The organism is Shewanella sp. HL-SH8 (genome assembly GCF_051165765.1).
Lineage (GTDB): Bacteria > Pseudomonadota > Gammaproteobacteria > Enterobacterales > Shewanellaceae > Shewanella > Shewanella glacialimarina.
Map to the genome: position 1 here is coordinate 679,659 of NZ_CP195039.1, position 24,651 is coordinate 704,309.

The 24,651-nt window shown below is 41.7% G+C and carries 21 protein-coding genes; all 21 read left to right on the top strand.

What is annotated here, in order from left to right; all coding sequences use genetic code 11:
- Positions 1-73: 73 nt before the first annotated feature.
- Positions 74-1,360, top strand: a complete 1,287-nt coding sequence (locus ACRWQN_RS03095; protein WP_434939734.1) for a FimV/HubP family polar landmark protein — start codon at positions 74-76, stop codon at positions 1,358-1,360.
- A gap of 170 nt (positions 1,361-1,530) precedes the next feature.
- The gene (rpmE, locus tag ACRWQN_RS03100; RefSeq protein WP_226411727.1) at positions 1,531-1,743 is read left to right on the top strand and encodes a 50S ribosomal protein L31; all 213 of its coding nucleotides are present in this window, start codon (positions 1,531-1,533) and stop codon (positions 1,741-1,743) included.
- 418 nt (positions 1,744-2,161) lie between these two features.
- The gene (locus ACRWQN_RS03105) at positions 2,162-3,400 is read left to right on the top strand and encodes a malic enzyme-like NAD(P)-binding protein (protein ID WP_434939735.1); all 1,239 of its coding nucleotides are present in this window, start codon (positions 2,162-2,164) and stop codon (positions 3,398-3,400) included.
- A gap of 159 nt (positions 3,401-3,559) precedes the next feature.
- Positions 3,560-5,470 carry an RNase E specificity factor CsrD gene (gene csrD, locus ACRWQN_RS03110; protein WP_434939736.1) on the top strand — a complete coding sequence of 637 codons (1,911 nt, stop codon included), beginning with the start codon at positions 3,560-3,562 and terminating at the stop codon, positions 5,468-5,470.
- Between the two features lie 362 nt (positions 5,471-5,832).
- Positions 5,833-6,714, top strand: a complete 882-nt coding sequence (locus ACRWQN_RS03115) for a biogenesis protein MshI (protein ID WP_434939737.1) — start codon at positions 5,833-5,835, stop codon at positions 6,712-6,714.
- Positions 6,711-7,319 (top strand): fimbrial assembly protein, encoded by a 609-nt coding sequence (locus tag ACRWQN_RS03120; RefSeq protein WP_434930678.1) that lies wholly within the window; start codon positions 6,711-6,713, stop codon positions 7,317-7,319. The genes ACRWQN_RS03115 and ACRWQN_RS03120 overlap by 4 nt, the downstream gene beginning before the upstream one ends.
- Positions 7,316-7,978, top strand: coding sequence for an MSHA biogenesis protein MshJ (locus ACRWQN_RS03125; RefSeq protein WP_434927935.1), 663 nt, complete (start codon positions 7,316-7,318; stop codon positions 7,976-7,978). Before ACRWQN_RS03120 ends, ACRWQN_RS03125 begins: the two co-directional genes overlap by 4 nt.
- A complete protein-coding gene (locus tag ACRWQN_RS03130; RefSeq protein WP_434927936.1) occupies positions 7,959-8,276 on the top strand; it encodes an MSHA biogenesis protein MshK in 318 nt (105 codons plus the stop codon). Before ACRWQN_RS03125 ends, ACRWQN_RS03130 begins: the two co-directional genes overlap by 20 nt.
- A 13-nt stretch (positions 8,277-8,289) precedes the next feature.
- Positions 8,290-9,969, top strand: a complete 1,680-nt coding sequence (gene mshL, locus ACRWQN_RS03135) for a pilus (MSHA type) biogenesis protein MshL (protein WP_434939738.1) — start codon at positions 8,290-8,292, stop codon at positions 9,967-9,969.
- Positions 9,970-9,996: 27 nt separating this feature from the next.
- Positions 9,997-10,953 carry an ExeA family protein gene (locus ACRWQN_RS03140; protein WP_434939739.1) on the top strand — a complete coding sequence of 319 codons (957 nt, stop codon included), beginning with the start codon at positions 9,997-9,999 and terminating at the stop codon, positions 10,951-10,953.
- The gene (locus ACRWQN_RS03145; protein ID WP_434939740.1) at positions 10,950-12,302 is read left to right on the top strand and encodes a tetratricopeptide repeat protein; all 1,353 of its coding nucleotides are present in this window, start codon (positions 10,950-10,952) and stop codon (positions 12,300-12,302) included. Before ACRWQN_RS03140 ends, ACRWQN_RS03145 begins: the two co-directional genes overlap by 4 nt.
- Positions 12,299-14,059, top strand: coding sequence for a GspE/PulE family protein (locus tag ACRWQN_RS03150; RefSeq protein WP_434927942.1), 1,761 nt, complete (start codon positions 12,299-12,301; stop codon positions 14,057-14,059). The genes ACRWQN_RS03145 and ACRWQN_RS03150 overlap by 4 nt, the downstream gene beginning before the upstream one ends.
- Positions 14,060-14,061: 2 nt before the next feature.
- Positions 14,062-15,276, top strand: a complete 1,215-nt coding sequence (locus ACRWQN_RS03155; protein WP_434927943.1) for a type II secretion system F family protein — start codon at positions 14,062-14,064, stop codon at positions 15,274-15,276.
- 33 nt (positions 15,277-15,309) lie between these two features.
- A complete protein-coding gene (locus tag ACRWQN_RS03160; RefSeq protein ID WP_434939741.1) occupies positions 15,310-15,885 on the top strand; it encodes an MSHA biogenesis protein MshF in 576 nt (191 codons plus the stop codon).
- 108 nt (positions 15,886-15,993) lie between these two features.
- Positions 15,994-16,599, top strand: coding sequence for a pilin (locus ACRWQN_RS03165; RefSeq protein ID WP_434939742.1), 606 nt, complete (start codon positions 15,994-15,996; stop codon positions 16,597-16,599).
- A gap of 95 nt (positions 16,600-16,694) precedes the next feature.
- A complete protein-coding gene (locus ACRWQN_RS03170) occupies positions 16,695-17,210 on the top strand; it encodes a type II secretion system protein (protein ID WP_434928914.1) in 516 nt (171 codons plus the stop codon).
- A gap of 375 nt (positions 17,211-17,585) precedes the next feature.
- On the top strand, positions 17,586-18,071 hold the full coding sequence (locus ACRWQN_RS03175; RefSeq protein WP_434939743.1) for a type II secretion system protein: 486 nt from the start codon (positions 17,586-17,588) through the stop codon (positions 18,069-18,071).
- Positions 18,061-18,654, top strand: coding sequence for a type IV pilus modification PilV family protein (locus tag ACRWQN_RS03180; RefSeq protein WP_434939744.1), 594 nt, complete (start codon positions 18,061-18,063; stop codon positions 18,652-18,654). Before ACRWQN_RS03175 ends, ACRWQN_RS03180 begins: the two co-directional genes overlap by 11 nt.
- Positions 18,654-19,493: a PilW family protein gene (locus tag ACRWQN_RS03185; RefSeq protein ID WP_434939745.1), complete on the top strand. Its 840-nt coding sequence runs from the start codon at positions 18,654-18,656 to the stop codon at positions 19,491-19,493. The genes ACRWQN_RS03180 and ACRWQN_RS03185 overlap by 1 nt, the downstream gene beginning before the upstream one ends.
- On the top strand, positions 19,483-19,932 hold the full coding sequence (locus tag ACRWQN_RS03190) for an MSHA biogenesis protein MshP (RefSeq protein WP_434927951.1): 450 nt from the start codon (positions 19,483-19,485) through the stop codon (positions 19,930-19,932). Before ACRWQN_RS03185 ends, ACRWQN_RS03190 begins: the two co-directional genes overlap by 11 nt.
- The gene (locus tag ACRWQN_RS03195) at positions 19,922-24,505 is read left to right on the top strand and encodes a DUF6701 domain-containing protein (protein WP_434939746.1); all 4,584 of its coding nucleotides are present in this window, start codon (positions 19,922-19,924) and stop codon (positions 24,503-24,505) included. The genes ACRWQN_RS03190 and ACRWQN_RS03195 overlap by 11 nt, the downstream gene beginning before the upstream one ends.
- Positions 24,506-24,651: the final 146 nt, after the last annotated feature.

Below are 24,651 nucleotides of genomic sequence, written 5' to 3' on the forward strand. Positions count from 1 at the left end.
TAATGGATACACATCGATAAAAATGACAACGATAATATTGGTGTATGAATATAGTTAGACAAAGGATTAATAAATGAAAGCCTTTCAGGTATGTATCGCTTTAGCGGCATTTGCGGCTAGCGTATTCACTCAACCTGCAGTCGCTGATGTAAGTCATATCGGTATCGAAGCCATGGACTTTGAAGCTGGTGAGTTACCCAAACTAAATGTTAATGTGGTCAGTGACCATAATGACCTCTCACTACTCACCTTTTACATACGTCAAAAATATAAAAATACTATAGTGTTAGAGAAGTTAATTGTTGATGACCATAAGCAAAATACTTTTATTTTACGCGGCGAAGAAAAAATTATTGACCCTAATTCTTCACTGATAGTATCTGAGTATCGCAGTGGTAAATGGCAGCAATATTCACCGGTAAGCTTATTTAAAGGCGATTTGGGGAAGCAAACAGCGAGTCATCAAGCGGATAAGCCGGTAGCGATTAAAACCATGAAGTCTTCGACAGCTTATAAGCAACGCCATCAAAATGTTGTGGCACAACCACAAGCCAAGCCAGAGAGTCGTTACAGCTCATCAATAGCTAGTACCTCATCAAGTACCAGTAATAGGTATTCATCGTCAGCAGACGCGAGTCAATCTGACTGTATAATTAATAAATCTGTCGAAGATACTTTATGGAAGTTGGGTATAAGTAATGCAAAACAATGGGGAACCAATGTGTTTGGTGCCATGATTGCTATTTATGAAACTAATCCAGATGCTTTTATTGATCATAATATTCAAAAGTTAAAGGCTGATAGTAAGCTGAATTGCCCCTCTGGTGAGATGCTTGCTCAGTTCCAAAGTCCGAATCAAGATAAGTTGTCGTTTGATGCGTTAGTGGCGGGGGAAATACCCAAAGCTGAGCATAATAACGTTAATGCCCAGGTTGAAATGGTACAGTCTGATGATCAACAGTCGCAAATGGTTAAAGCAAGTGAAGTCACTGCACTACCAGAAGCTATTGAAGTTATTGAAACAATTGAAGATGAGATTGTCAGCATTGGGGTGAGTGATAATGAGCCAGTAGCAGATGAGCCAACCTTAATATCTGAATGCGTCATCAATAAGCTACCTCAAGACAGCCTGTGGAGTGTTGCAACGGCGAACCATAAGCAATGGAATACGAGTATATTTGGCGCGATATTAGCGATATATGAGGTCAATCCTAGTGCATTTTCGGGGCAGAATATTCAACAGTTAAGAGCCGATGCTACATTGGATTGCCCATCTGAGGATATTTTAAAGCAATATCAAAATGCCCAGGCAGATAAGCTAAAGTTTGATGAATTGGTTGCTAGGCAGCAATCAAACTAGCGATAAATTAACGGCGTTTGGTCTACAGTGCTCTGCGCTGAAAATAACCGCTTGTGTGCAAAGTGTAGAAGCTGTATTATCTTGCGCCTAAAACATATTGTTATTAACTGCATGTGGTGTCCAACTTCGGGTTGAGATAGCGACATGGCCTTCAATTTAAGGTAACCCCCATGAAAACAGGTATTCACCCAGAGTACGCAGAAATTACCGCAACTTGTACTTGTGGCAACATCATCAAAGTAAACTCAACTGTTGGCAAAAGCTTGCACTTGGACGTATGTGGTGCATGTCACCCATTCTACACTGGTACTCAGAAAATTGTTGATACCGGTGGTCGTATTGACAAGTTCAACAAGCGTTTCGGCGCACTTGGTAAAAAGTAATTGCTTGTGCAATTATGACAAAGGCGCCTTAGGCGCCTTTTTTGTTTTTGAAAATCATTTATCTTCACGTGATAACTCTTCCCCAAGATCATTTTGTTATAAACAATAGCTTAGTTTACTTAGCCGGTATTGTTGTTATATTTACTAACATTTTATTGGGTTTAGTGACAATTTAAGCGTTAATTGATTAAATGTTTGTTATTTTACTACACTTTTAACTTGTTGATTTTTAAAAGTTCATAAATGATAAGTTATTATTAAATGGCTTAGGTACTGTAATGGTAAGATGTGTGGTGAAAGTTTGATTTTTTGATTTATATCCACTTTAGATTAGCGTATTGTTAGGGTTCTTCGATGCTGAATAAACCAGCATTTATAAGATAACTGTTCACAACAATAGCCATTCAGGATTGATAAAATGTCAGATATTCGCCAACAAGCCCTCGATTATCATGAATTTCCCGTACCTGGCAAAACTGCCGTTTGTTTAACCACACCCGCACAATCAAGTCATGATTTAGCACTGGCGTACAGTCCTGGTGTTGCAGAACCTGTGCGTGAAATTGCAGCCAACCCTGAGAATGCTTATCGATATACTAATAAAGGTAATACCGTTGCGGTTATTACCAACGGTACCGCAATTTTAGGACTAGGAAATCTAGGTCCTTTGGCTTCAAAGCCTGTAATGGAAGGTAAATCTTTATTATTTAAGCGCTTTGCTAATATTGACTCTACTGATATCGAGGTGACTCACAATACACCAGAAGAATTTATTAATACCGTAGCGGCTATTGCGGATACTTTTGGTGGTATTAACCTTGAAGATATTAAAGCCCCCGAGTGTTTTGAAATTGAAAAAGAATTAATTGCCCGCTGTAATATTCCGGTATTTCATGATGATCAACATGGCACTGCAATTGTGACTGCTGCAGGCATGCTGAACTCACTTGAGATTCAAGGGAAGAATATTAAAGATGCGATATTTGTCTGCCTTGGTGCTGGCGCGGCCGCGATTGCCTGTATGACCATGATAGTAAAATGCGGTGCTTTACGTGAAAACATCTATATGTTGGATCGCCAAGGTGTTATTCATACTCGTCGTGAAGATTTAAATGAATATAAAGCATTGTTTGCCAATAACACTGACAAACGCACTTTGAAAGATGTGATTGAGGGGGCCGATGCATTCTTAGGCTTATCTGGAGCCGATTTGCTGACCGAAGAAGATGTGAAGCTTATGGCGCCTAATCCAATTATTTTCGCTTGTTCAAATCCTGATCCTGAAATTAAACCGGAAATTGCCCATAATATTCGCCAGGATTTGATCATGGGCACTGGTCGCAGTGACTATCCAAATCAAGTTAATAATGTGCTTTGCTTTCCGTTTATTTTTCGCGGTGCTTTAGATGTGCGTGCAGCAGTGATTAATGATGAAATGAAACTGGCAGCGGTTTATGCCATTGCTGATTTAGCCAAAGAAGCTGTGCCTAGTGAGGTTTTAGCAGCTTATCCGAATGTTAAGTCCCTAAGCTTTGGGCCTGAATATGTTTTACCTAAGCCAATGGATCCAAGGTTGCTGGTTAATGTCGCTCGGGCCGTAGCACAAGCTGCGATTGATTCCGGTGTCGCTAAAATTAACAAAGTACCAGCGTATTAATTTATCGGATAAAAATGGTCATCGAGGTGAATATCAGTTTATATCAAGGGGCTTAAGCCCCTTTTTGCTGATTTCAACAATGTATCGGGATAAAGCAAAATATTTCCTTTAGATTATGTATACTTACCAAAGAATAAAAATCCAGCAGGAAGCGGATAAATGAAGCTTACTCAAATTCTCACAAAAAAATTGACCAGTTTTTGGTTGGTGTCTTTGGCTGCCGTCGCCTTTGTTTTTTTACTTTGTGCTTTAATGAGCTTTATTCAGCTGACCTACCGTTTTCAACAAAGTAAGGTCACTGAACTGGAATCTATGATTGTGGTCCACTATAAACAACATAGTGAGCGCCAGTTAGATACATGGTTGCCGGCCGTATTAAAAGCCTACCATGCCCAACATTTTCAATTGAGTCTTGGTGATAAAGTCTTATTTACTGATCAAGCAGATCACCCCCGTACTCCTTATTCAAACCTTAATTTATATCAACATGTTATTGACGCCGATAGTGGTCTTAGTATGACGCTTGCGGTACCTCCTCCTTTTAGCGCATATCAGCTGGGGTGGTATGAAACATTGATTCTGTTAATCGGACTTGGTGCCATTGGGGTGTTTGTGCGATACGGTTTAAGGTGGATTAGCCATGAGTTAGAGGGTATCGAGCAACTTGCACTGCGTAGTAAATTAATTTTAGACGGTGATATTAATGCTGCAAAATCACAAGCAACTAATGGACGTCCGCGGCTAATTAATCGGGCTATATCTCGCTTACTTGATGAATTGGATGATGCCAAACAAGAGCGTGGCAGATTAGATCAATTTATTCGAGCCAATACTTTTCTAGACCCGATAACTAATATTGGTAATAGGCTGTATTTTGATAATCGTATTGATGCGTTAAGCCATGATAATAAAATGGTGGCCCATGGGGTGATATTTCTACTTGAATTCAATGATGATGCATTAATGGATGTTAAGGCTGATATTGAAGCCGATCGGATATTTTTAACCCAAATAGTTGCCACTATTTCGCCGTTGATTAATGAGCACAGTGAGGTGATTTTTGCACGTAAAACACTGTTGCAGTTTATTATCGTGATCCCTCAATTATCGTTAGATGAAGCCGACTTATTGGCTGACAGATTATTAAGAAACTGTTTATTGGTAGATCATCACCATATAGTCAACCACGACAATTATCTTCATTTTGGTGGTGCATTTTATAAAGCTGGAGATCAGCCATTATTAATCATTGAAGAAGCCGAAATGGCGCTGCGCGCTGCTCAGCTGCAAAGAATTAATACATGGTTTATGTACGATAAAGGTGCGGTGGACCAGGAAATTGCTAAAGGGTCGGTTAGGTGGCGCAGTTTTTTAGAAAATGCACTCGTTCAAAAGCGTTTTATTGTAATGACCCAGGCTGTGCTGGATAGTGATAATAGCCTGCTACATTATGAAGTATTTAGCCGTGTTAAAGATAATAAGAATAATGAGGTAAGAGCAACACTATTTATCCCAATGGCCAATAAGTGTGGCTTGATGCCGCAGATAGAAAGGCAGGTTATTGAGAAAGTATTATTTGGTTTAATGCAAAACAATACACTTACCTATAGTGTTAATTTAAGTATGGACACGCTAACAAGCCGTGCTTTTATTCGTTGGATCCAGTCTACTTTGCTTGAGCACAGGCCATTGGCAGCAAGGTTGATTTTTGAAGTGTCCGAAGATATTTTTATTAAGCATCAGCAACATCCACAATTAGCTAAAACGCTCACTATGTTATCTAAAATAGGCGCTAAATTGAGTGTAGATCATGTAGGTAAACAAGTAGTTGGCACACAATATATTCAAAACCAAGATTTTGATTTTGTAAAATTAGATCGTTCAATTATTCGTCAGGTGCATGAGCGACCTGAAAATCAGTTGTATATCCGTAGCCTTATTGGTGGTCTGTTACGTTCGAAGGCGCAGGTCATAGCGGAAGGAGTTGAAATGTTTGAAGAGTGGCAAACATTGAAAATATTAGGCGTTAGTGCCGCCCAGGGGCCGTTCTTGGGTGATGCTATGGTCTGACAAAGGTGATGAGCCAGTAAACTTATATGTTATCAAATATCGTGAAAAACTTGTTTATCTTAGCGTGACAATCTATCTTATCTAAATAGGGCTATTTTTAGTATTTTTCTATAAAATAGAAAATATTAGCAGCTAAAGTATTGAATAAGTTCACCATGGATAATGCCATGTTTTTAGTTAATAGTTATGGTTAAATTAATGTTAGCGGTTAATATTTGTACTCAAAGCCGTATCGTCAAAAGTTTAAATGGATGTAAACACACGATTCGACGCCAACACTTAATTCGAGTTAGATTGACTTTTTTAAGGCTCAATAAGTATGTTGGGGATCGACACCATTTAACACGCAAAAAGGTTTTTAGATGAATAGTGGTTTTGTTAATAAATTGGCTTTTTGGCGTACAGCAGAGGCTTCCGCTAAATTGGGCGTGTTTGTCGACACTGACTCAATGTGGGTCTATCAAAGTGAAACGTCAGGTCAAGCCGAATCGTACACCAAATTTCCATTAATAAAACAGAACTGGAACGAAACTTTTAGCGATATAAAACAAAAGTTTGGCACAGCTACTGTGCAAATAGTTATGTCAGCTAGCCATTATCAATCATTGCAAGCCGAAAAACCTAATGTTGAACCAGCCGAAATTAACCAAGCATTAATTTGGACTGTTAAAGACATGGTGTCAGAACCTGTTGCCAATATTCATGTAGATTATTTTGAATCGTCAGTTTCCGCTAACACTAAAATCAATGTCGTTGTTGTCGCTCGAGATAAACTTGTCGCTATTGCGAGTGCGTGTGAAGAACTTGGTTTTACCATTGCGGGTATTACCATTGAAGAGTTAGTGTTAACTCACATATTTGACGCAGATAACATGGCCCACATGTTAGTAACACATTTACCTCACCAGGAGTTGTTATTCACAGTCATTAAAGCGGGTGAATCTTTAATGCAACGCCGTGTACGTGGTTTTAACGAGTTGCAAGATGTTAAAGAACAAGACTTGAGTGCTGGGTTGGCAGATAACTTAAGTTTAGAAATACAGCGCTCAATGGACTATTTCGAAAGTCAGCTGCGCCAGGCGCCGGTTGCTGCGATTAACTTGCTGACAGAGGGTAAGCAAGCTGCTCTGACTAAATTAGTTGCTGCTAACTTTAATCAAGCAGTTACTATGGTCGAACATCAAGGTGTGGCAGCTTATTTGGCCAAATTAGCCTTTGTAGAACTATCAAGGAGTGAAGTGTGATTAAAAGCAGAATTAATCTCTATACCGCTTCGCTTTTACCTCCCAAGCAAAGGTTAAACTTTACTAGGTTAATGGCAGCCCTAGCAGTGTTACTGAGTGTAAGCATACTTTTATATGGCCTTGCCTGGCATCAATTGAATAATATGCAGCATGAATTGCAGCAGGCTAATGCTCAGCAGCAAATGTTAATCGAAAACAAAAACAACTTAGAACAACAGGTTGCTCAACGTGTTCCCGATCGTGACTTAGTCGCCCGTGTTGAGCTTGAGGAGCAACGTTTAGTATTAAAGCGCTTGCTTAAGAATGAACTAGAGCAGCGCACAGCTTTGATTAGTCAAGGTTATTCTCCTATTTTAACTGACTTGGCAGTGGTATCTGACGCATCAGTTTGGTTGAGTCGAATTTATTTTAATCAAACCCAGATTGAATTTGAAGGTTTTGGGCTGCAACCCTCTAGCATTCCGAGATGGATTGAGCGACTTAATACGGCTGAGACACTTAAGGGTTTTGCATTTGCCACTATGACGATGGATCGAGGCGAAGATCAGCCTTTGGCCTTTAAGCTTACCAGCATGCCTGTGGTGAGTAAGGAGATGGCTCAATGAAACAAAAGTGGCAGTTAATTGAGCAAAAATTCAATCAGTTAACTCAACGTGAACGAGTATTAATTGCTGCGGCAACGTTTATCGTTATTGGTATGCTGGCTTTTTTACCACTCGATGGTAGTTGGATGAAAATAACCCAACTCGATAATCAATTGCATAGCGTTGCGCAAGAAACCTCCATTATTGAACAGCAGATTGAGTTATATCAACAAAGGTTGATGTTAGATCCCAATGCAGATTATCAGCAAAGGCTGACATTAATTAATGAGCAGATGCGTGTAGTTGATGCAGAGCTAGATGCGCAAATGGTTGATATGGTGCCAGCAGATTATATGCCCACTGTATTGGCTAATCTGTTATCAAATGATAAAGGCATCAAGCTAATTTCATTTAGCTCTATTGCCCCAATTGCACTTTTACAGGTGGGTGAGGACGAGCAACATCAGATGAACCTATACAGCCATGGGATCAAGCTGCAAATTGAGGGCGATTATTTTGCTATTTTGAATTTTGTTAAAGCGGTTGAATCTATGCCAGATAAGCTTTATTGGAAGCGTTTAGATTATCAAGTTGCTAAACACCCTACAGCAAATGTCGAATTAGAGTTATATACATTAAGCATTAATAAGGACTTTATCAGTGTTGCTAAACAAGATTAATCCTTACGTTATGAGCAGCTTGCTTTCATTGGTGGTTTTTGCCGCCCATGGGCAGACATTGCGTGATCCGACTTTACCAAGCGCGAGTTATCAAGCCGTCGTTATAGCGGATGCGACAGAAAGGTTAGTGCTAAGTAGCGTCATTAATGGCGCATCTTCGTTTGCGGTGATAAATAATAAAATTATGAAAGTTGGTGATAGGGTACAAGGAGTACGTATTGTGGCAATTGGTAAAAGCCAGGTAAGCTTGTCTGATGGTCGTAAACTCCAACTATTCCAGTCGGTAACAGAGAGATAGGACAATAATAACAATGAAATCGATTAACTATATCACCCCTCTGTTGGCATTAAGTTTGATGGCATGTCAAACCACCAATCGTCCAGATCCAACTGAATCAAAACAATCAATTAATGAGTCATTAACGCAAGCGCAAGCGCCCAAATTGGTTATGCCTCCTGCTGCTGCCATGCCCGCTGATGTGCAACGTGAGCTTAATGGTCAAAACAGTATTGGCGCTTCAATGCCGCCGCTTCCAGCAGAGCGTCGATTTGATGTTTCAGCGCATGAGGTTGATGCAAGAGTCTTTTTTCCTTCATTAGTTGAAGGTACGCCACTCAGTGTTGCTGTGCACCCCGAAGTACAAGGTAGTATTTCACTGTCTTTAAAAAGTGTCACTTTAGCCGAAGCAATCCAGGTTGTTGAAGACATTTATGGCTATGAGGTGAGTCGAGAAGGCCGGATATTACGTGTTTTCCCTTCTGGAATGCGTACAGAGACCTTCTCATTGAATTACTTATATATGGAACGTGAGGGATTATCGTTAACTTCAGTTAGTTCAGGTCGTATTTCTGATAACGACAATAGTTCAAATTCGAGTAATAACAGTAATTCTAATTCAGGTAACAACAGTAGCTCGAGTAATAACAGTAATAACGACAGTAGTAATAGTAATAGCAGCGATAATACAAATGGTACATTTATCCGTTCCAGAACTAAAACTGATTTTTGGGGTGAACTAAAAGAAACGCTAACCGCTATTATCGGGGAAACTGGCGGCGGACGCCAAGTGGTTGTAACTCCGCAGGCTGGCTTAGTGACGATTCGTGCATTTCCAAATGAGTTACGCCAGGTACGCTATTTTATCGAAAAAGCAGAAACTCATTTACATCGTCAGGTGATTTTAGAAGCTAAAATTATTGAAGTGACCTTATCTGATGGTTATCAGCAGGGTATTCAATGGGAAAATGTCATGGGTCATGTTGGTAGTACTAACATTGATTTTGGCACAGGCGCAGGTCAGGGATTAAGTAATGCTATTACCAGTGTAGTTGGTGGCGTGACCTCAATTAATGTCAAAGGTACTGATTTTGCTGCGATGATTAGCCTGTTAGATACGCAAGGTGACGTCAATGTGCTATCAAGCCCAAGGGTGACCGCTTCTAATAACCAAAAAGCGGTTATAAAAGTGGGTAGTGATGAGTATTTTGTCACCGATGTGTCATCAACCACTGTTGCAGGCACCACACCAGTGACCACTCCACAGGTTGAATTAACGCCTTTCTTTTCTGGCATTGCGTTAGATGTCACTCCGCAAATTGATGATGATGGCAATGTGTTATTACATGTCCACCCATCAGTTATAGATGTGAAAGAGCAAACTAAATTAATTAAAATCAGTGATTCCACCTTAGAATTACCTCTAGCACAAAGCGAAATTCGCGAATCTGACACTGTGATTAAAGCGGCATCGGGCGATGTGGTGGTTATTGGTGGTTTGATGAAGAGCGATAATATCGAAATTGTGTCTAAAGTGCCGCTATTGGGAGATATTCCCTTTATAGGTGAAGCATTTACAAATCGCAGCAGTTCAACCAGAAAAACCGAATTAATTATTATGCTAAAACCTACCGTGGTGGGTGATGATACCTGGGCAAATGAGCTAAAACGTTCGCAGGATCTTATTGAGCGTTGGTATCCGACTCAGCAGTAACCTTTGGCTGATCAGGAATTAGCAGTTATGTATTTGCAACACTTTGGTTTACGGCAGTTACCTTTCACATTGACGCCGAATACCGGATTCTTTTTTGGACTAACGCCACATGTTGAAGCGTTGCAAGTGCTGCAAATGGCGCTGGAAACAGGTGAAGGATTTATAAAGGTCACAGGCGAAGTTGGCACTGGCAAGACTTTAGTTTGTCGCAAATTATTGAATGAGTTACCTTCGCAGTTTCAATGTGCTTATATTCCGAACCCTTACTTAACCCCAGCTGAATTACGTTGGGCGGTGGCAGCAGATTTAGGTATTGATGTCGCCGAAAAACTTGATCAACAGCAATTGACCCGGTTGATACATGAAAAGCTATTAGCACTGAGCGTGCAAGGTTTTCAAGTTGTGTTAGTGATTGATGAAGCACAAGCTTTACCGGATGAAAGCTTGGAGGCACTGCGATTATTTACCAACCTTGAAACCGAAAGCCGTAAGTTATTGCAAGTGGTGTTATTTGGTCAGCAGGAGCTTGATGACAGATTAAATCAGGCTAATTTACGCCAGCTAAGACAGCGGATTACGTTTAGTTATCATTTACGGCCATTAAATTGGGATGAGGTTCAAGCCTATATGAACCATCGTCTCACGATAGCAGGCTACCAAGGTCTGGCCACTTTTGCCGTTAAAGAATCAAAGTTAATCGCCTCCGGCGCACGCGGGATCCCTCGGTTGGTGAATATACTCGCCCATAAAACGTTATTAGTTGCTTATGGAGAAGGGGCTACCAAAGTCACCTTGGCACATTGTAAAGCGGCAATTAACGATACCGAAGATGCCAATAAGAGTATTGTGTCCTCATCACAATTATTTACCCTTAAACCAGTACTCGTTTTCATCGGGGTGGCGTTAAGTGTTTTGGTTGGATTACATTTCAGTTCGATTTCATGTTGCGGTCATTGGCTGGCACGAATAAGTGGGTGGTTATGAGCGTAATCAATAAAATGCTGCAAGATTTAGAGCAGCGTCAGCAGAATGCGACTAGTGCAGATACTGCACCAGCAAGCCAATTTGTGCGTCCTCAAGTAGAGTTTAACAGTCAGGTTGAACAACCAAAAAAAACACGTTTAGGATTATTAGTGCTGGCATTGACTATTCCTATGGCGTGGTTTGGGTATAGTTTACTTCAGCAAGGTGAGCAGCTTGAGGATGCGGCAGAATTTTTGCCTGAAATATCGACTAACAATACCAGTTTACCCGAACAATCACTTATTTCTTCAACTGTATCACCAGTGATAACATCGGATAACCAGCAAGTTGAAGACACTAGCCAAAAGCAGGATATGTCGGACGAACAATTAACCCAACTTGCGTTATCTACAGAGCTTGGTAATGACTCCGCCAGCCATTTTATTGCAGCAGAAATTTTAGATGGGCAAAATATCGAGCTGCAACCAGCTGAAGCTACTATGGCCCAGCAAGATGCCCAGTTATCAGAGTTAGCACCGCAATCCGATACTTTGGAGCAGCAAGATACAGTCAATGTTACTGCCAGCTCAGATATTGTACAAGCTACCGCGATAACAACCGAGAGTGAAGCACCTGCAGTGGCTAGCTCTGCGCAGGCTAACTCGACTATACAAGCTCAAATACAACAAACACCGCAACAGCAACAATCACCGCAGCAAAAGGCCAGTAATAGACCAGTAAGTCAGCAAGCTGTGGCGAGTAATATGAAGGTAACTGAAGTCAATCTGACCAAGGCGCAATTAGCTAAGGTGTTATTTCAAAAGGCGCAAACGGCAGAAAAAGAAAAACGCTTAAGTGATGCATCAAGCGGGTATTTGGAAGCGATAATACTCGACCCTAGCTTACATGCGGCGCGCAAACAGTTAGTGAGTATTTATTACGCTCAAAATAATGCTAATACCGCGATTAGATTACTTGAAAGCGGCGTAGGTATGTTTCCGTCACACTGGGAATTTTATTTAATCAAAGCCAATATTGAAAACGCTTTGCAAGAATATCGCGCCGCTCTGCAATCATTGAGCTACATTGATGATAGTAGTCACTTTGTTAAAGATAAGTGGGTATTTCAAGGTGAAGTAGCCCAAAAAATAGGTCAATATAGTTTGGCTGAGTCTGCTTACCGCTCGCTGTTAACCCTTGAGTCAACACAGGCTCGGTGGTGGATGGGATTAGCCTATGCATTAGATTCTCAGCAGCAATATGTCAAAGCGGCCGAAGCTTATCGGTCTGCATTAAGCTATCCAGGATTATCGAATACTGCGATTGAATTTGTTGAGCAGCGTTTAGCGCAGCTAGGAGAAAACCAATGAAACCTAAGTTAAAGATGCGTTTAGGTGATCTTTTAGTCCAAGAACACATTATTTCGGAAGCTGAACTTCAACAAGCGTTAGCAGAGCAACGTAGTTCCGGTAAAAAACTCGGCCGTACCTTAATTGATTTAAAAAGTATTAGTGAAACGCAATTACTGCAGTTTTTATCACAGCAATTAAACTTACCCTTTTTAGATATTAGTCGCCTGCCGATTACCCCTGAAGTGGTTAATATTCTTCCAGAAGTACAGGCGCGTCGACATCGTGCACTTGTGGTTGAGAGCAACCACGATAGTGTCTTAGTGGCAATGAGTGACCCTGCAGACCTTCAAGCAATCGATAATTTGGAAATTCTTGTTGCACCTAAACAACTAAGAATTGCGGTAGCACCTGAACAGCAGCTGTTAGACGCGTTTGATAATTTATATCGTCGTACAGATCAAATTGCGCAAATTGCCGGTAAATTAGATGAAGAATATGCCGCTGACGACATGTTCGATTTGGCAAATTTAACCCAAGGTGACAGCGATAACGAAACAACAGTTGTTAAGTTACTGCAATCAATATTTGAAGATGCAGTGCAAATGCGCGCCTCAGATATTCATATTGAACCGGGTGAAAAAGTACTGCGTATTCGCCAGCGTGTTGATGGACAACTGCACGAAAATATTTTAAATGAAGTCAATATTGCTTCCGCTTTAGTGTTGCGCTTAAAGCTGATGGCAGGGCTAGATATTTCTGAAAAACGTTTGCCGCAGGATGGTCGATTCCACATGGAAATTAAGGGGCATAAGATTGATGTTCGTATGTCGACTATGCCCATTTATCATGGTGAGTCAGTCGTAATGCGTCTACTTGATCAAACAGCAGGTTTACGCACACTAGATGAAACCGGGATGCCGCCACACATTGTTGCCCGTATTCGTAAACAAATTAAACGCCCCCATGGCATGTTGTTGGTAACAGGCCCAACAGGTAGCGGTAAAACCACCACTTTGTACGGTATTTTAAGAGAGCTAAATACAGCCGACCGTAAAATTATTACAGTAGAAGACCCGGTGGAATATCAATTACCGCGCATTAACCAGGTGCAGGTGAATCATAAGATTGGTTTAGATTTCTCTAACGTGCTTCGTACCACCTTACGTCAAGACCCTGACATTATAATGGTGGGCGAGATGCGTGACCAAGAAACCGTTGAAATTGGTTTGCGAGGCGCATTAACCGGTCACTTTGTATTATCGACTTTGCATACCAATGATGCGGTCACCAGCGCATTACGTTTGCTCGATATGGGCGCGGCCAGTTATTTAGTTGCCAGTGCTTTAAGAGTGATCATTGCCCAGCGTCTTGTGCGCAGAGTGTGCCATAATTGCAGTGTCGATTATCAATTAACCCCAGCTGATACCAGTTGGTTGAAAAGTGTTTCTAAAGAAGATTTTTCACAGGCCACCTTTAAAGTAGGGACGGGCTGTCAAACATGTAGCGGTTCAGGTTACCGTGGTCGTATCGGTATTTTTGAAATACTAGAACTTGATGAGAACATGATTGATGCCATGCGTACAGGTAATCCACAGGATTTCGCCCGCGCAGCATTAAAAAGCCCTAATTTTGTTCCTTTGGCTAAATCCGCGATGGAATACTTATTTCAGGGCACCACAACTATGGAAGAGGTGTCCAAGTTGGTTGAAGATGTCAGTGAATCTTCAATTGCGTTATCACAAGATGTTATAAACCAACAGACGGCTGAGGCGTAATTATGCCCACTTATCATTATCGAGGTAGAAATGCGCAAGGTCAGTCAGTGACGGCGCAACTGGAGTCAGCGGATGAAAACTCAGCCGCGGACGCCTTGATGAGCCGTGGCATTATTCCGTTAGAACTAAGAGTGGTAAAACCTCAAAAGACATTCTCTATTACTAGCTTGTTTGGCAGTAAAGTGTCATTGGAAGAGTTACAAATTTTTTCACGGCAAATGTACTCGCTGACTCGGTCTGGTATTCCTATTTTAAGGGCAATAGCAGGGCTGTCGGAAACCACTCATTCAGTGCGGATGAAACAAGCATTGGATGATATATCATCGCAGTTAACCGCTGGTAGACCTTTGTCTTCTGCGATGAATCAACATCAAGATGTATTCGATTCTTTATTTATTTCTATGGTTCATGTTGGTGAGAATACCGGTAAGCTAGAAGATGCTTTTATTCAATTATCTGGTTATATCGAACGTGAGCAGGAAACTCGTCGTCGAATAAAATCGGCTATGCGCTATCCCATGTTTGTGTTAATCGCGATCGCTATTGCTATGGTAATACTCAATATCATGGTTATCCCTAAGTTTGCTGATATGTTTTCACGCTTTGGTGCCGAACTCCCTTGGGCAACTAAAATTTTAATGGCAACCTCTAGTCTATTTGTTAATTTTTGGCCACATATGATAGTCGGCTTAATTGGTATAATAGTGGGTATTCGTTATTGGTTACACAGTGAAAAAGGCGAGAAACAGTGGGATAAATGGAAGTTACATATTCCTGCAGTGGGTTCAATCATTGAGCGTTCGACACTGGCGCGTTATTGCCGCAGTTTTTCGATGATGTTAAGTGCAGGTGTACCAATGACACAAGCGCTCAGTCTCGTTGCTGATGCGGTAGATAATGCTTACATGCATGACAAAATTGTAGGTATGCGACGAGGAATAGAATCTGGCGAATCCATGCTTAGAGTGTCGAATCAAAGTAAGTTGTTTACACCATTAGTGCTGCAAATGGTTGCCGTTGGTGAAGAAACTGGACAGATTGACCAACTATTAACTGACGCTGCTGATTTTTATGAGGGCGAGGTTGATTACGATTTAAAAAATCTCACCGCTAAATTAGAACCTATATTAATTGGCTTTGTTGCCTGTATCGTATTGATCCTCGCCTTAGGTATTTACCTCCCTATGTGGGATATGCTCAATGTGGTTAAAGGCTAGATTATCAATGACCTCAATAGGTGAGGAACATTTATGCTAAAACAACAAAAGGCTGATGATGACTTACTGAAAATCTATGGTCGTATAGTAGCAATAAGCATATTTTTATTGGTTTTGGCTGTTTTAGGAATTAAATATTTTAACGCCATGCCTGCTATTGCTGGTAAAAGCTTAGCCCTTGAGCATACGCGTTTTCTTAATATCACCACAATGATAAAAAGCCAGTGGCTATCAAGCGGTAGACCGAAACAACTACTGCTTAACTGGCCAAGCATGGCACCCAAGGCACCCGACAATAAAAGTGCTATAGCATCTGCTAAAGTTTCACCGCAAAGTGTAGTAGATACGTTAGGCAATCAGTTTGTTGCAACAGATAATTGGATTAGCCTGTCCGATAAAGGATGGCCGGTGATCGACAGTTTAGATGTTCTAGGATGTAAACGTTTATGGTATCAATTATTAGCGACTCAATTAACCGACATTGAGGTGAGCTATGATGCTAATGATAAAATATGTCGATATACCGCGGAAGATTCCGCTAATATCAATTATCAATTTACCTCTGGACAAGTGCTTTTTTTTCAAAAAGTAGCTATAGAAAGTAAATAAATTTTAGCAAGTTGCAATAAGCTGCTAATATCAGTGGAGATATCTTAATTTTAGTGTAATGCTAAGGTGTAGATAAATCGATGGGACAATTGAAAGAGTGTATAACTTATGAAGTTGAATCAAAAAGGCTTTTCATTAATCGAGTTGGTCATTGTTATTGTGATCCTTGGGTTGCTTGCGGCAACCGCTATTCCGCGTTTTTTAAACGTAACAGAAGATGCTGAAAATGCCAGTGTTGACGGTGTGTCGGGTGGCTTAGCGACTGCGGTTGGTTTTGTGAGAGCACAATGGGAAGTTGATGGTCGCCGTAATACGTCGGTTATTTTAGACGGTACCAGTGTATCTTTAGATACTCGTTTTGGTTTCCCTACAGGAACAACCAATACTGACGTGACCTCTATGACAGATGCAACCTGCCAGGAAGTATTTAATAGCGTATTGCAAAGTGCACCGCGTAATGTACTGTATACCGCTGATGCAAGAGATCAACGCTATACCGTTAGAGCATTAGACAATGTCGGCGGTTCGGCTACAGGGATAAACGGCACTAGTGTGGCCGGTATTGATTTATGCGTTTATCACCAAATAGCATCTTTGACGATAAATCAGACCACAGGTATAGCCACTCCCGCTCCTGACTTAAGCACAGCTGGCGCAAAAGGCGTGACATATAATCCAGGCACAGGACAGGTATTGTCGTTTACCAACAACTAATTTTTAATTTGGCTGTTAAGTTATATTAGACAATAACAGCTAAACAGACATGAATTTATTTTATTTATTTTGAGAGGCTTACTATGCAAAAATTAATGCAAAAACAACAGGGTTTCACCCTAATCGAATTAGTGGTCGTGATTATTATTTTAGGTATTTTAGCGGTTACTGCTGCGCCTAAGTTCATTAACTTGCAAGGTGATGCACGAGTGTCAGCACTAGCGGGCATGAAAGCAGCTATTCAAGGTGGCAATACTTTAGTTTATTCAAAAGCAGCTTTATCTGGAAAAGAAAAAGCTGCTAACCAAACGGTGACTATCGGTGGCACAACAGCGGTACCCGTTACGATAACTACTCAGTATGGCTATACTAATGCACTTCAGGTTGATTTACAGAAAGCATTAGACGTTGTGTTTGACGCGGGTGCCGATGGCGCACCAACGGCGACAACTGGAACAGCTGAATGGATTATTAAAGCGAACGCTGGTACGCCTAAAACCGTTGAAATTTGGCAGAAAGGTGCTCCAGCTGCATGTAAGCTTACTTACACAGAAGCAAGTGCGACTACATTGCCTACTTATGTTATTAGCGCTGCAGCAGCTGATTGCTAAATAGCATTGAGTTTAGTAAAAAAGCCTGCATTTTTGCAGGCTTTTTTACACCTGTCATTCGGGTAGCGCAAAGGTGAACTATCGTGGCGGTTCAGCTGGATGCTATTGAAAAAATGCCTACTAATCATCTTACAGACGACTTACTATTAACCTTTACTAAAAATGAGCTAGAAAAGGGTAAAAAAACTTCTTTACTCATGCCAATACTAAGTTGCCATGAGCCACTTAACTAGCTTCGGTACCTTTTTGTAATCGATTTACTATCAAAGATGGTTTGTGCATCCACTTATAAATAGGCAGACAAATACTTAAAAAATTTGCCATACTATCAAGTGCTAATTGCTATTTTTTTGCTGAATTTATCGAAAGGGCAATATGGATTTAAATCGTTCAACATCAAGACTAAACGGCTTTACTTTAGTCGAGCTTGTGACCACGATAATACTGATTGGTATTGTCTCTGTGGTGGTGTTGCCGCGTTTTTTTTCAAGTTCGAGTTTTAGTGCATACACGTTACGCAATGAATTCATTTCAGAGCTTCGCCAAGCTCAATTAAGGGCACTGAATAACACCGACCGATGCTATGAGGTTAATGTCACTGCAACGGGTTATCAGTTACGCCATTATAGTGCTCGCGCAGGCAATAGCTGCGCTACTCTTATTCGCAGTGAGGCAATACAAGGCTTTAATGGCGGCGCTTCCATCAGTTTAGTCGCATCCGCTAGTCAGTCATTTAACATCACTTTTGATAGTTTAGGTCGAATGTTATCACCCAGTTGTACTGGTGCGTGTTTCAATATTAATGCTGATGACATTTTAAAAGTGGCTGTTGAGTCTGAGGGTTATATTTATGCTTTATAACTCAAGTCGTTTAAGCCAGTTGTTACCGTGTTTAGCACGCTCACACCTAAAGTCGCTTAATCGGCCTAACACGGGCTTTTCACTGATTGAATTAGTGGTGGGAATGTTAGTGATCAGCATCGCCATTGTGATGATGACATCGATGTTTTTCCCCCAGGCTGACAGATCCGTTGAGTCACTGCACCGGATGCGCTCTGCTGAATTAGCCCATTCTGTAATGAATGAGATTTGGGGTAAACGCTATGATCAACAAACCAACCCCAATGGTGGTGTGCCTGCGTGTAATAGCCCATTAGGCTTGCTTTGCTCTGCAGCCTTGGGCTCTCAGATCTTAACCTTGGGCCCCGATGTAGGTGAAGGACGTGACAATTATAATGATGTAGATGATTATAATGGATTGAATATCAATTCATTTATGTTTAATTCAAGCCAAACCTATGCTGCTGTGTATATTAATTTTGGTCTGAGTGTTGAGGTGAAGTACGTTGATGCCACCACTCAGGCAGCTAAGCTGATTTCGGTCAATGTCACTACACCCAGTAATGAAGTGATCACTTACCAAGCCGTAAGGAGTAATTATTGATGCGAGTGATTACTCAAGCTAAAGAGGCTAAGCAAGTCGGTTTTACGCTAGTTGAAATGGTCATGGTTATTCTTATTTTGGGGATAATTGTAGTTGGCGTCAGTAGCTTTGTTATTTTTGGTACGCGTATTTTTGTGGAATCGAGCGCGGTGGATCAAGTACTAAGCCAAAGCCGTTTTGGGGTCGAGCGGATGACAAGAGACATTCGCAGCGCACTGCCTAATTCAACACGTTTACTGACAGCAACAGATGGCAGCTACCAATGTTTAGAATTTGTCCCTATTACTGCCAGTACATCCTACGTCAATGCACCAATCGCACCGGCTGCAACAAGTAATACACTGAGTGCAATTGTGATTAATCAAACCATTTTAGCAGGGCAATGGGCGATTATTTATCCGCTAACCGCAAGTGAAATTTATAATCCAACCGGCAGTACTGCAAAACGATTTCTAATATCAAATGTTAGCACGAGTGGCGATCAAGTTGACTTAACCTTTGGCGCATCCATTCGATTTACTCAAGCTTCACCATTAAAGCGACTTTATCTAACCGCGCAACCTGTGAGCTATTGTGTTGAAAACCAACCTAATGGCACCTCAGATTTAACCCGCTACGCTAATTATGGTTATCAAAACAGTCAGCCAGTCCCGACAGCAATGGCCAACAGGGTTATTATGGCGCAAAATATTATCAACAGTTTATTAATTGAGCCCGCCATTATCTTAACACCATCCAGTTTGGTGACTAATGCGATTGTGCATATTGAGCCTAGGTTTAGTGTCAATGGTGAGTCATTTAAATATCAGCATCAGGTACAGGTGATCAATGTTCCTTAAATTGTCGATAAAATCACACCAACAAGGCAGCGCATTAGTGATTGGTATTTTTGTGCTAATAGTGATGTTTTTGCTCGCGGCAAGTTTACTGCGCATTGTTGATGATTCTGATGCCTCTATTTCTATGGAAGTATGGGGCGCACGGGCACTTAATAGTGCGAACAGTGGTGCCGATGCTGCGTTAGCACAACTGTTTCCTTTAAATGGCGCAACTGCATTATGCACCAATGTGAGTTCAACCTGGACACCTCCTGCTAATGCGGTTGGATTTCATGGCTGCAGTGTCACCATTACCTGTAATAGCGCGACAGTCAGTTCCCTTACTCAGTACCGTATTGGCAGCAAGGCCGTGTGTGAAACCGGAGCCTGTGGCGCTAACAGCAGTACAGATTGTTTAAGAGTACAAAGGCAAGTAGAGGTAGAAGCCCGTGGGAATTAAATTGATATCGCGAATTTTTACCTGTGTTGGCGTGCTAACGGCGTTATTTACGACGACCGCATTTGCATTTGATGTTGTTGATGAGTCCGTTACCTGGCCTGCAGTGGCGCAAGGACATCATCAAGACAACAATAATAGTTGCCATCAAATCTCTAGCCCGCAACTCTCTCTGCAGGGGGGCTCTCGCATTAATGGCACTTTGGGGGCAGATCTGGCCTATTGCTCTAATAATAGTGGTTCAGGCTTACCTAATAATAGCTGCGATACCGCCTCTGGAGGTGATCGTTTTTGTACAGTCACAAGCAGTGATATCCGAGGCTTGAGCTTAAACGGCAATAATGCCTTTAAAACCAGCAATGGTGCCGGTGGTGGTGTAGGGTCCTGTACCGCAAATCAAAATATTAGTTTGGGTAATACGGGCCAAAATCAATTCAGTTCAATTGCATTGTATTCAGCCTGTACTGTTACCCTCTCTTCAACCCAGCAAGAGTATCGATTTCAGTCTATAGAAGCCGGAAGTGGTGCTAAGTTGGTTTTCCCCGCAGGAGACTACTGGATAAATTCTTTAACATTAAATCAAAATGCACAGATAGTATTGCAGGGAAATGCACGCATTTTTATTGGTAATAATATTCAATTAAACGGCGCTAAAATTAACGAAACCAATACTCATTCGTTACAGTTAATTGCCTATAAAAACCTGAGTTTAACTTCCGGAGCGATTATTGGTGGGCGTGTTTATAGTGATGAAACCTTAACCATTGATAATAACTCAATTATTAATGGTCGGGTTACATCGCGATATTTAACTATTAACTCAAATGGCCAAATTAATGATGCTTCAGTGGCTGTGCCTTTTCATATTCAATATGGCAAAGCAACCACAACTAGCATTACTTTTACCACTGCCTTTCCAACGGGGGTTAAGCCCTTGGTGTTTCTAATGCCAACGGTTTCAACCAGTAATAGTAATAATGATGGTCCCGCGTCAGCATTACTTGGTAATGTGACCGCACAAGGTTTTACCTGGTCAAAGCAAGAGCCTGAATCACCCACCAATCAATATATTCCTTCTAATAATATGCCTGAGGTGCATTGGATAGCCGTGACCCCTGGTAATTATGATTTACCTAATGGCACTAAGCTTATAGCCGGTTCAGTTAATTATAATCAAGCATTGTTCGGGTCTAACTCACCTTATACGCCCGTTACGCTGCCTGCTAGCCAGGATGTATTGCTGAATCAAATTCAAACCCGCAATAACAATTGTTGGTTTACTAGTACCTCACAATTTACCTCGACGGGTATTGAACTGGCATTAGACACTTCTGAAGTAAGAGATAATAGCGCTCGATGCCAACCGGGTGGTTTGAATAATAGCCAAATTCAGAATGAGACCATTGGTTATTTATCATTAAAATCAGGCAGCGGAGCAATGGTGCTCGCAGGTGAAAATACCAATTACCATTTTGGTAAATCGCAAACCTTCACAGCAAGTGGCATACAAGACCTTGCTTATCAATGTGGCTACACAACACCGTTAATCGGATTCACTGTTCCCCCTGTATTAGTGGCAGGTAAAAATAGCCGTAATGGTGGTGACGGTGGTTGGTTACGCCGTTGTCAATTAACCAACAGCTTGGTGAGTATGGTTGATGATGAGGATACTTATAGAGATACCGACAGGAGACACATTTTTGAAAATTATAGCTTCGTGGCCATCGAACGCTTAACCAAAGTGAGACAATGTTTTACTGATGATTTTCAACGCAGTAGTTTGGGGAGTGATTGGGTTGTATCAAACAGTGGTGGCGGGTTTACTCCTTCAATTGTGAACAATCGTTTGAGGGTCACTCAGGCGGCAGGTAATCAAGCGACTTCTTCAACATACCAACGCTTATTTCCTGCGGCAAACAATTTAGTTGAAATAGAATTTGATCACTATGCCTATGGTGGTAGCGGTGCTGATGGTATCGCATTTGTGCTGTCGGATGCTGCGGTTACTCCACAGGCCGGTGCTTATGGCGGCCCATTGGGTTATGGTGCTAGATCGAACGTAAATGGTTTTGCTGGTGGCTGGTTAGGGTTCGGTATTGATGAATACGGTAACTTCTCTACTGAAGGCGGGCCAAGTGGCCCAGGAAGAAGGCGTCAGTCTGTCGCGGTTCGAGGTTCCGGGGCTGGCACGGTAGGTTATCCATATTTGCGCGGCTCTTGTAATAATGGCACCACTAATACGGGGGGAAGCTGTCTTAGTCCAACGGTGGATAATAATAATGTGACCCCTGCGCATCGTTACCGCATTACCGTTGACTCGAAAATAGCTGGGCAGTCTATTGTTAAAGTTGAACGGAACAGTGGTGGTGGTTTTGTTGAAATCATCCCCGCATTTAATGCCGCAGCTATTAGTACGCAGGCTGCTGTGCCCGCAGACTTCTTACTCTCTTTGACCGGTTCTACAGGTGGGGCGACTAACAACCATGAAATAGACAACGCCGAAATTTGTGCGCTGGACTCAAGGCCGATTGGCGTAGTGATTGATCATTTTGAATTTACCCACAGCGGTAGCGGACTCACCTGTGGCCCTGAAACATTGACCCTTAAAGCCTGTGCCAATGCTGATTGTAGTCAAACAGTACCAGATTTTATTACCGCCACGCTAAGCCCTGCAACGGTCACAGGCGGAGGAGGCTGGGTTGGTGGTAATGTTGTCAGTTTTAGTGGCGGCGCTACTACACTGCAATTGAATCGCAATACTGTAGGCACAGTAGTGGTTGATGTAACTGGCTCAACACCTGGTGCTAAACCTTTCAGTCAGACCTTATGCCGTATTGCTGGAAGTGCTGCATCTGCTGCTAATTGCACGCTAACCTTTGCTGATAGTGGTTTTATTTTTGATGTGCCCGATAAGTTAGCCAACAAACCTGCGCCAGATATAGTGGTTAGTGCGGTTAAAAAGAGTGATATTACCAAGCAATGTATTCCAAGTTTTGCCAATGTGTCTAAAAATGTCGCTTTTTGGAGCACATATACCAGTCCCTCAGTACCCATTAATGGCCAAAGTGTGTCAGTAAATGGTACCAGTGTGGGTAAAACAAGCGCGACTGCAACCAATATAGCACTTGCATTTGATGCCTTAGGCAAGGCGAAAATTGCGGTGAATTATCCTGATGCGGGCCAGCTTCAACTCGATGCGAGATATACAGGCACGGGTAATGAACAAGGGTTAATTATGTTAGGTAATGATCCCTTTGTGAGTTTTCCCGTAGGTTTATGTATTACGCCGCAGGATATAGGTGCCCAATGTGTAGCAGGAAATAGCACTTGTAATGTGTATAAAAAAGCCGGGGAATCATTTAACTTACTCATTCAAGGTAAAGCTTGGCAAATTGATGGTGATACTAATTACTGTGACAATCTCAATACCCCTAATTATGCCCACAGCAATATTACATTAGGCCGTAGTATAGTTGCGCCTTCAGGTGGCGAGCTTGGGACTGTTTCTAATGTAAGTTATGCTCAAGTGGCCCAAACAACCAACACTAGTATTGTACCTCAATCAATCAGTGAAGTTGGGGTCTTTAAGTTCACGGCTAAACCGCCTACTAATTATTTAGGCTCTAGTTTTTATGATATTCCCTTGGCGCAATCGCCAAATATAGGCCGTTTTGTGCCCGACAGATTTGTCATCAGTGGTGTAAGCGTTTTACCTGCCTGTGGTGTGTTCAGTTATATGGACCAACCATTTCCGCTATCGATGAATATTACGGCTTACAATACATTTTCGAGTGTGACGAAAAATTATCAAGCAGCCTTTGCAAAAGGCACGGCGCAGTTAGTGGGCGAAAATAGTAATAATGGTACTGAGCTGTCAAACCGTCTCAGTAGCCTACCTGTCAATGCCGCGTTATGGGTTGCCGGTGTGGCTTCGGTCGATGCAAGTTATCGAGCCAAATTAGCTCGCACAACGGCGCCTAATGTTGATGGGCCTTTTAGTGCGTTAGATATCGGCGTGAAGGTTTTTGATAATGACACTAATATTGCGTTTGTCGCCGATCCAGACATGCGCGCAGACACAGTAGGCAATTGCACTACGCCATCAAATACCTGCAGTGCCAAACGCATCACTACTCAAGATTTACGCCATGGCCGGGTCACTATGGATAATACCTATGGACCTGAAAATGAAATATTACGTATGCCGACGTATGCACAATATTGGAACGGCAGTCAGTGGGTTGTCAATGTTGGCGATAGTTGTAGTGTGATTAATGGCAGTTTATCAGGGGCAGAAATCTATACTCCAACTAAGGTTGCAGGCCAAACAGTAACAAGAACTAATAATAGTAACAATATTTCTGTAGGGAAGATGACCTTGTTCTGGCAAAATACAGGGGCGAATAATTATCGTGGTCAAGTGCAAGCGCCTGCGCAAGTTGATAGTTGGTTGCAATGGTATTGGAATTATGACACGAGTTCGGTCAATTTATTGGTTAACCCCCAAGCAAGTGCTTTTTTTGGTCGTTATCGAGGCCATGATAGAATTATTTACTGGGAAGAAGTAAGGCAATAAAGACGATTTATGTGCTGATTCACTTTTTCACTCGACCATTTAGCCTATTTAAGGGCTCTTTTTAAAAAAATATAGTCAGATTAGCAATTGTTAACCCTCCCGGTCTTGTGGATTGTGGGTGTGATTGATAAAGTTAGCTGATTTTT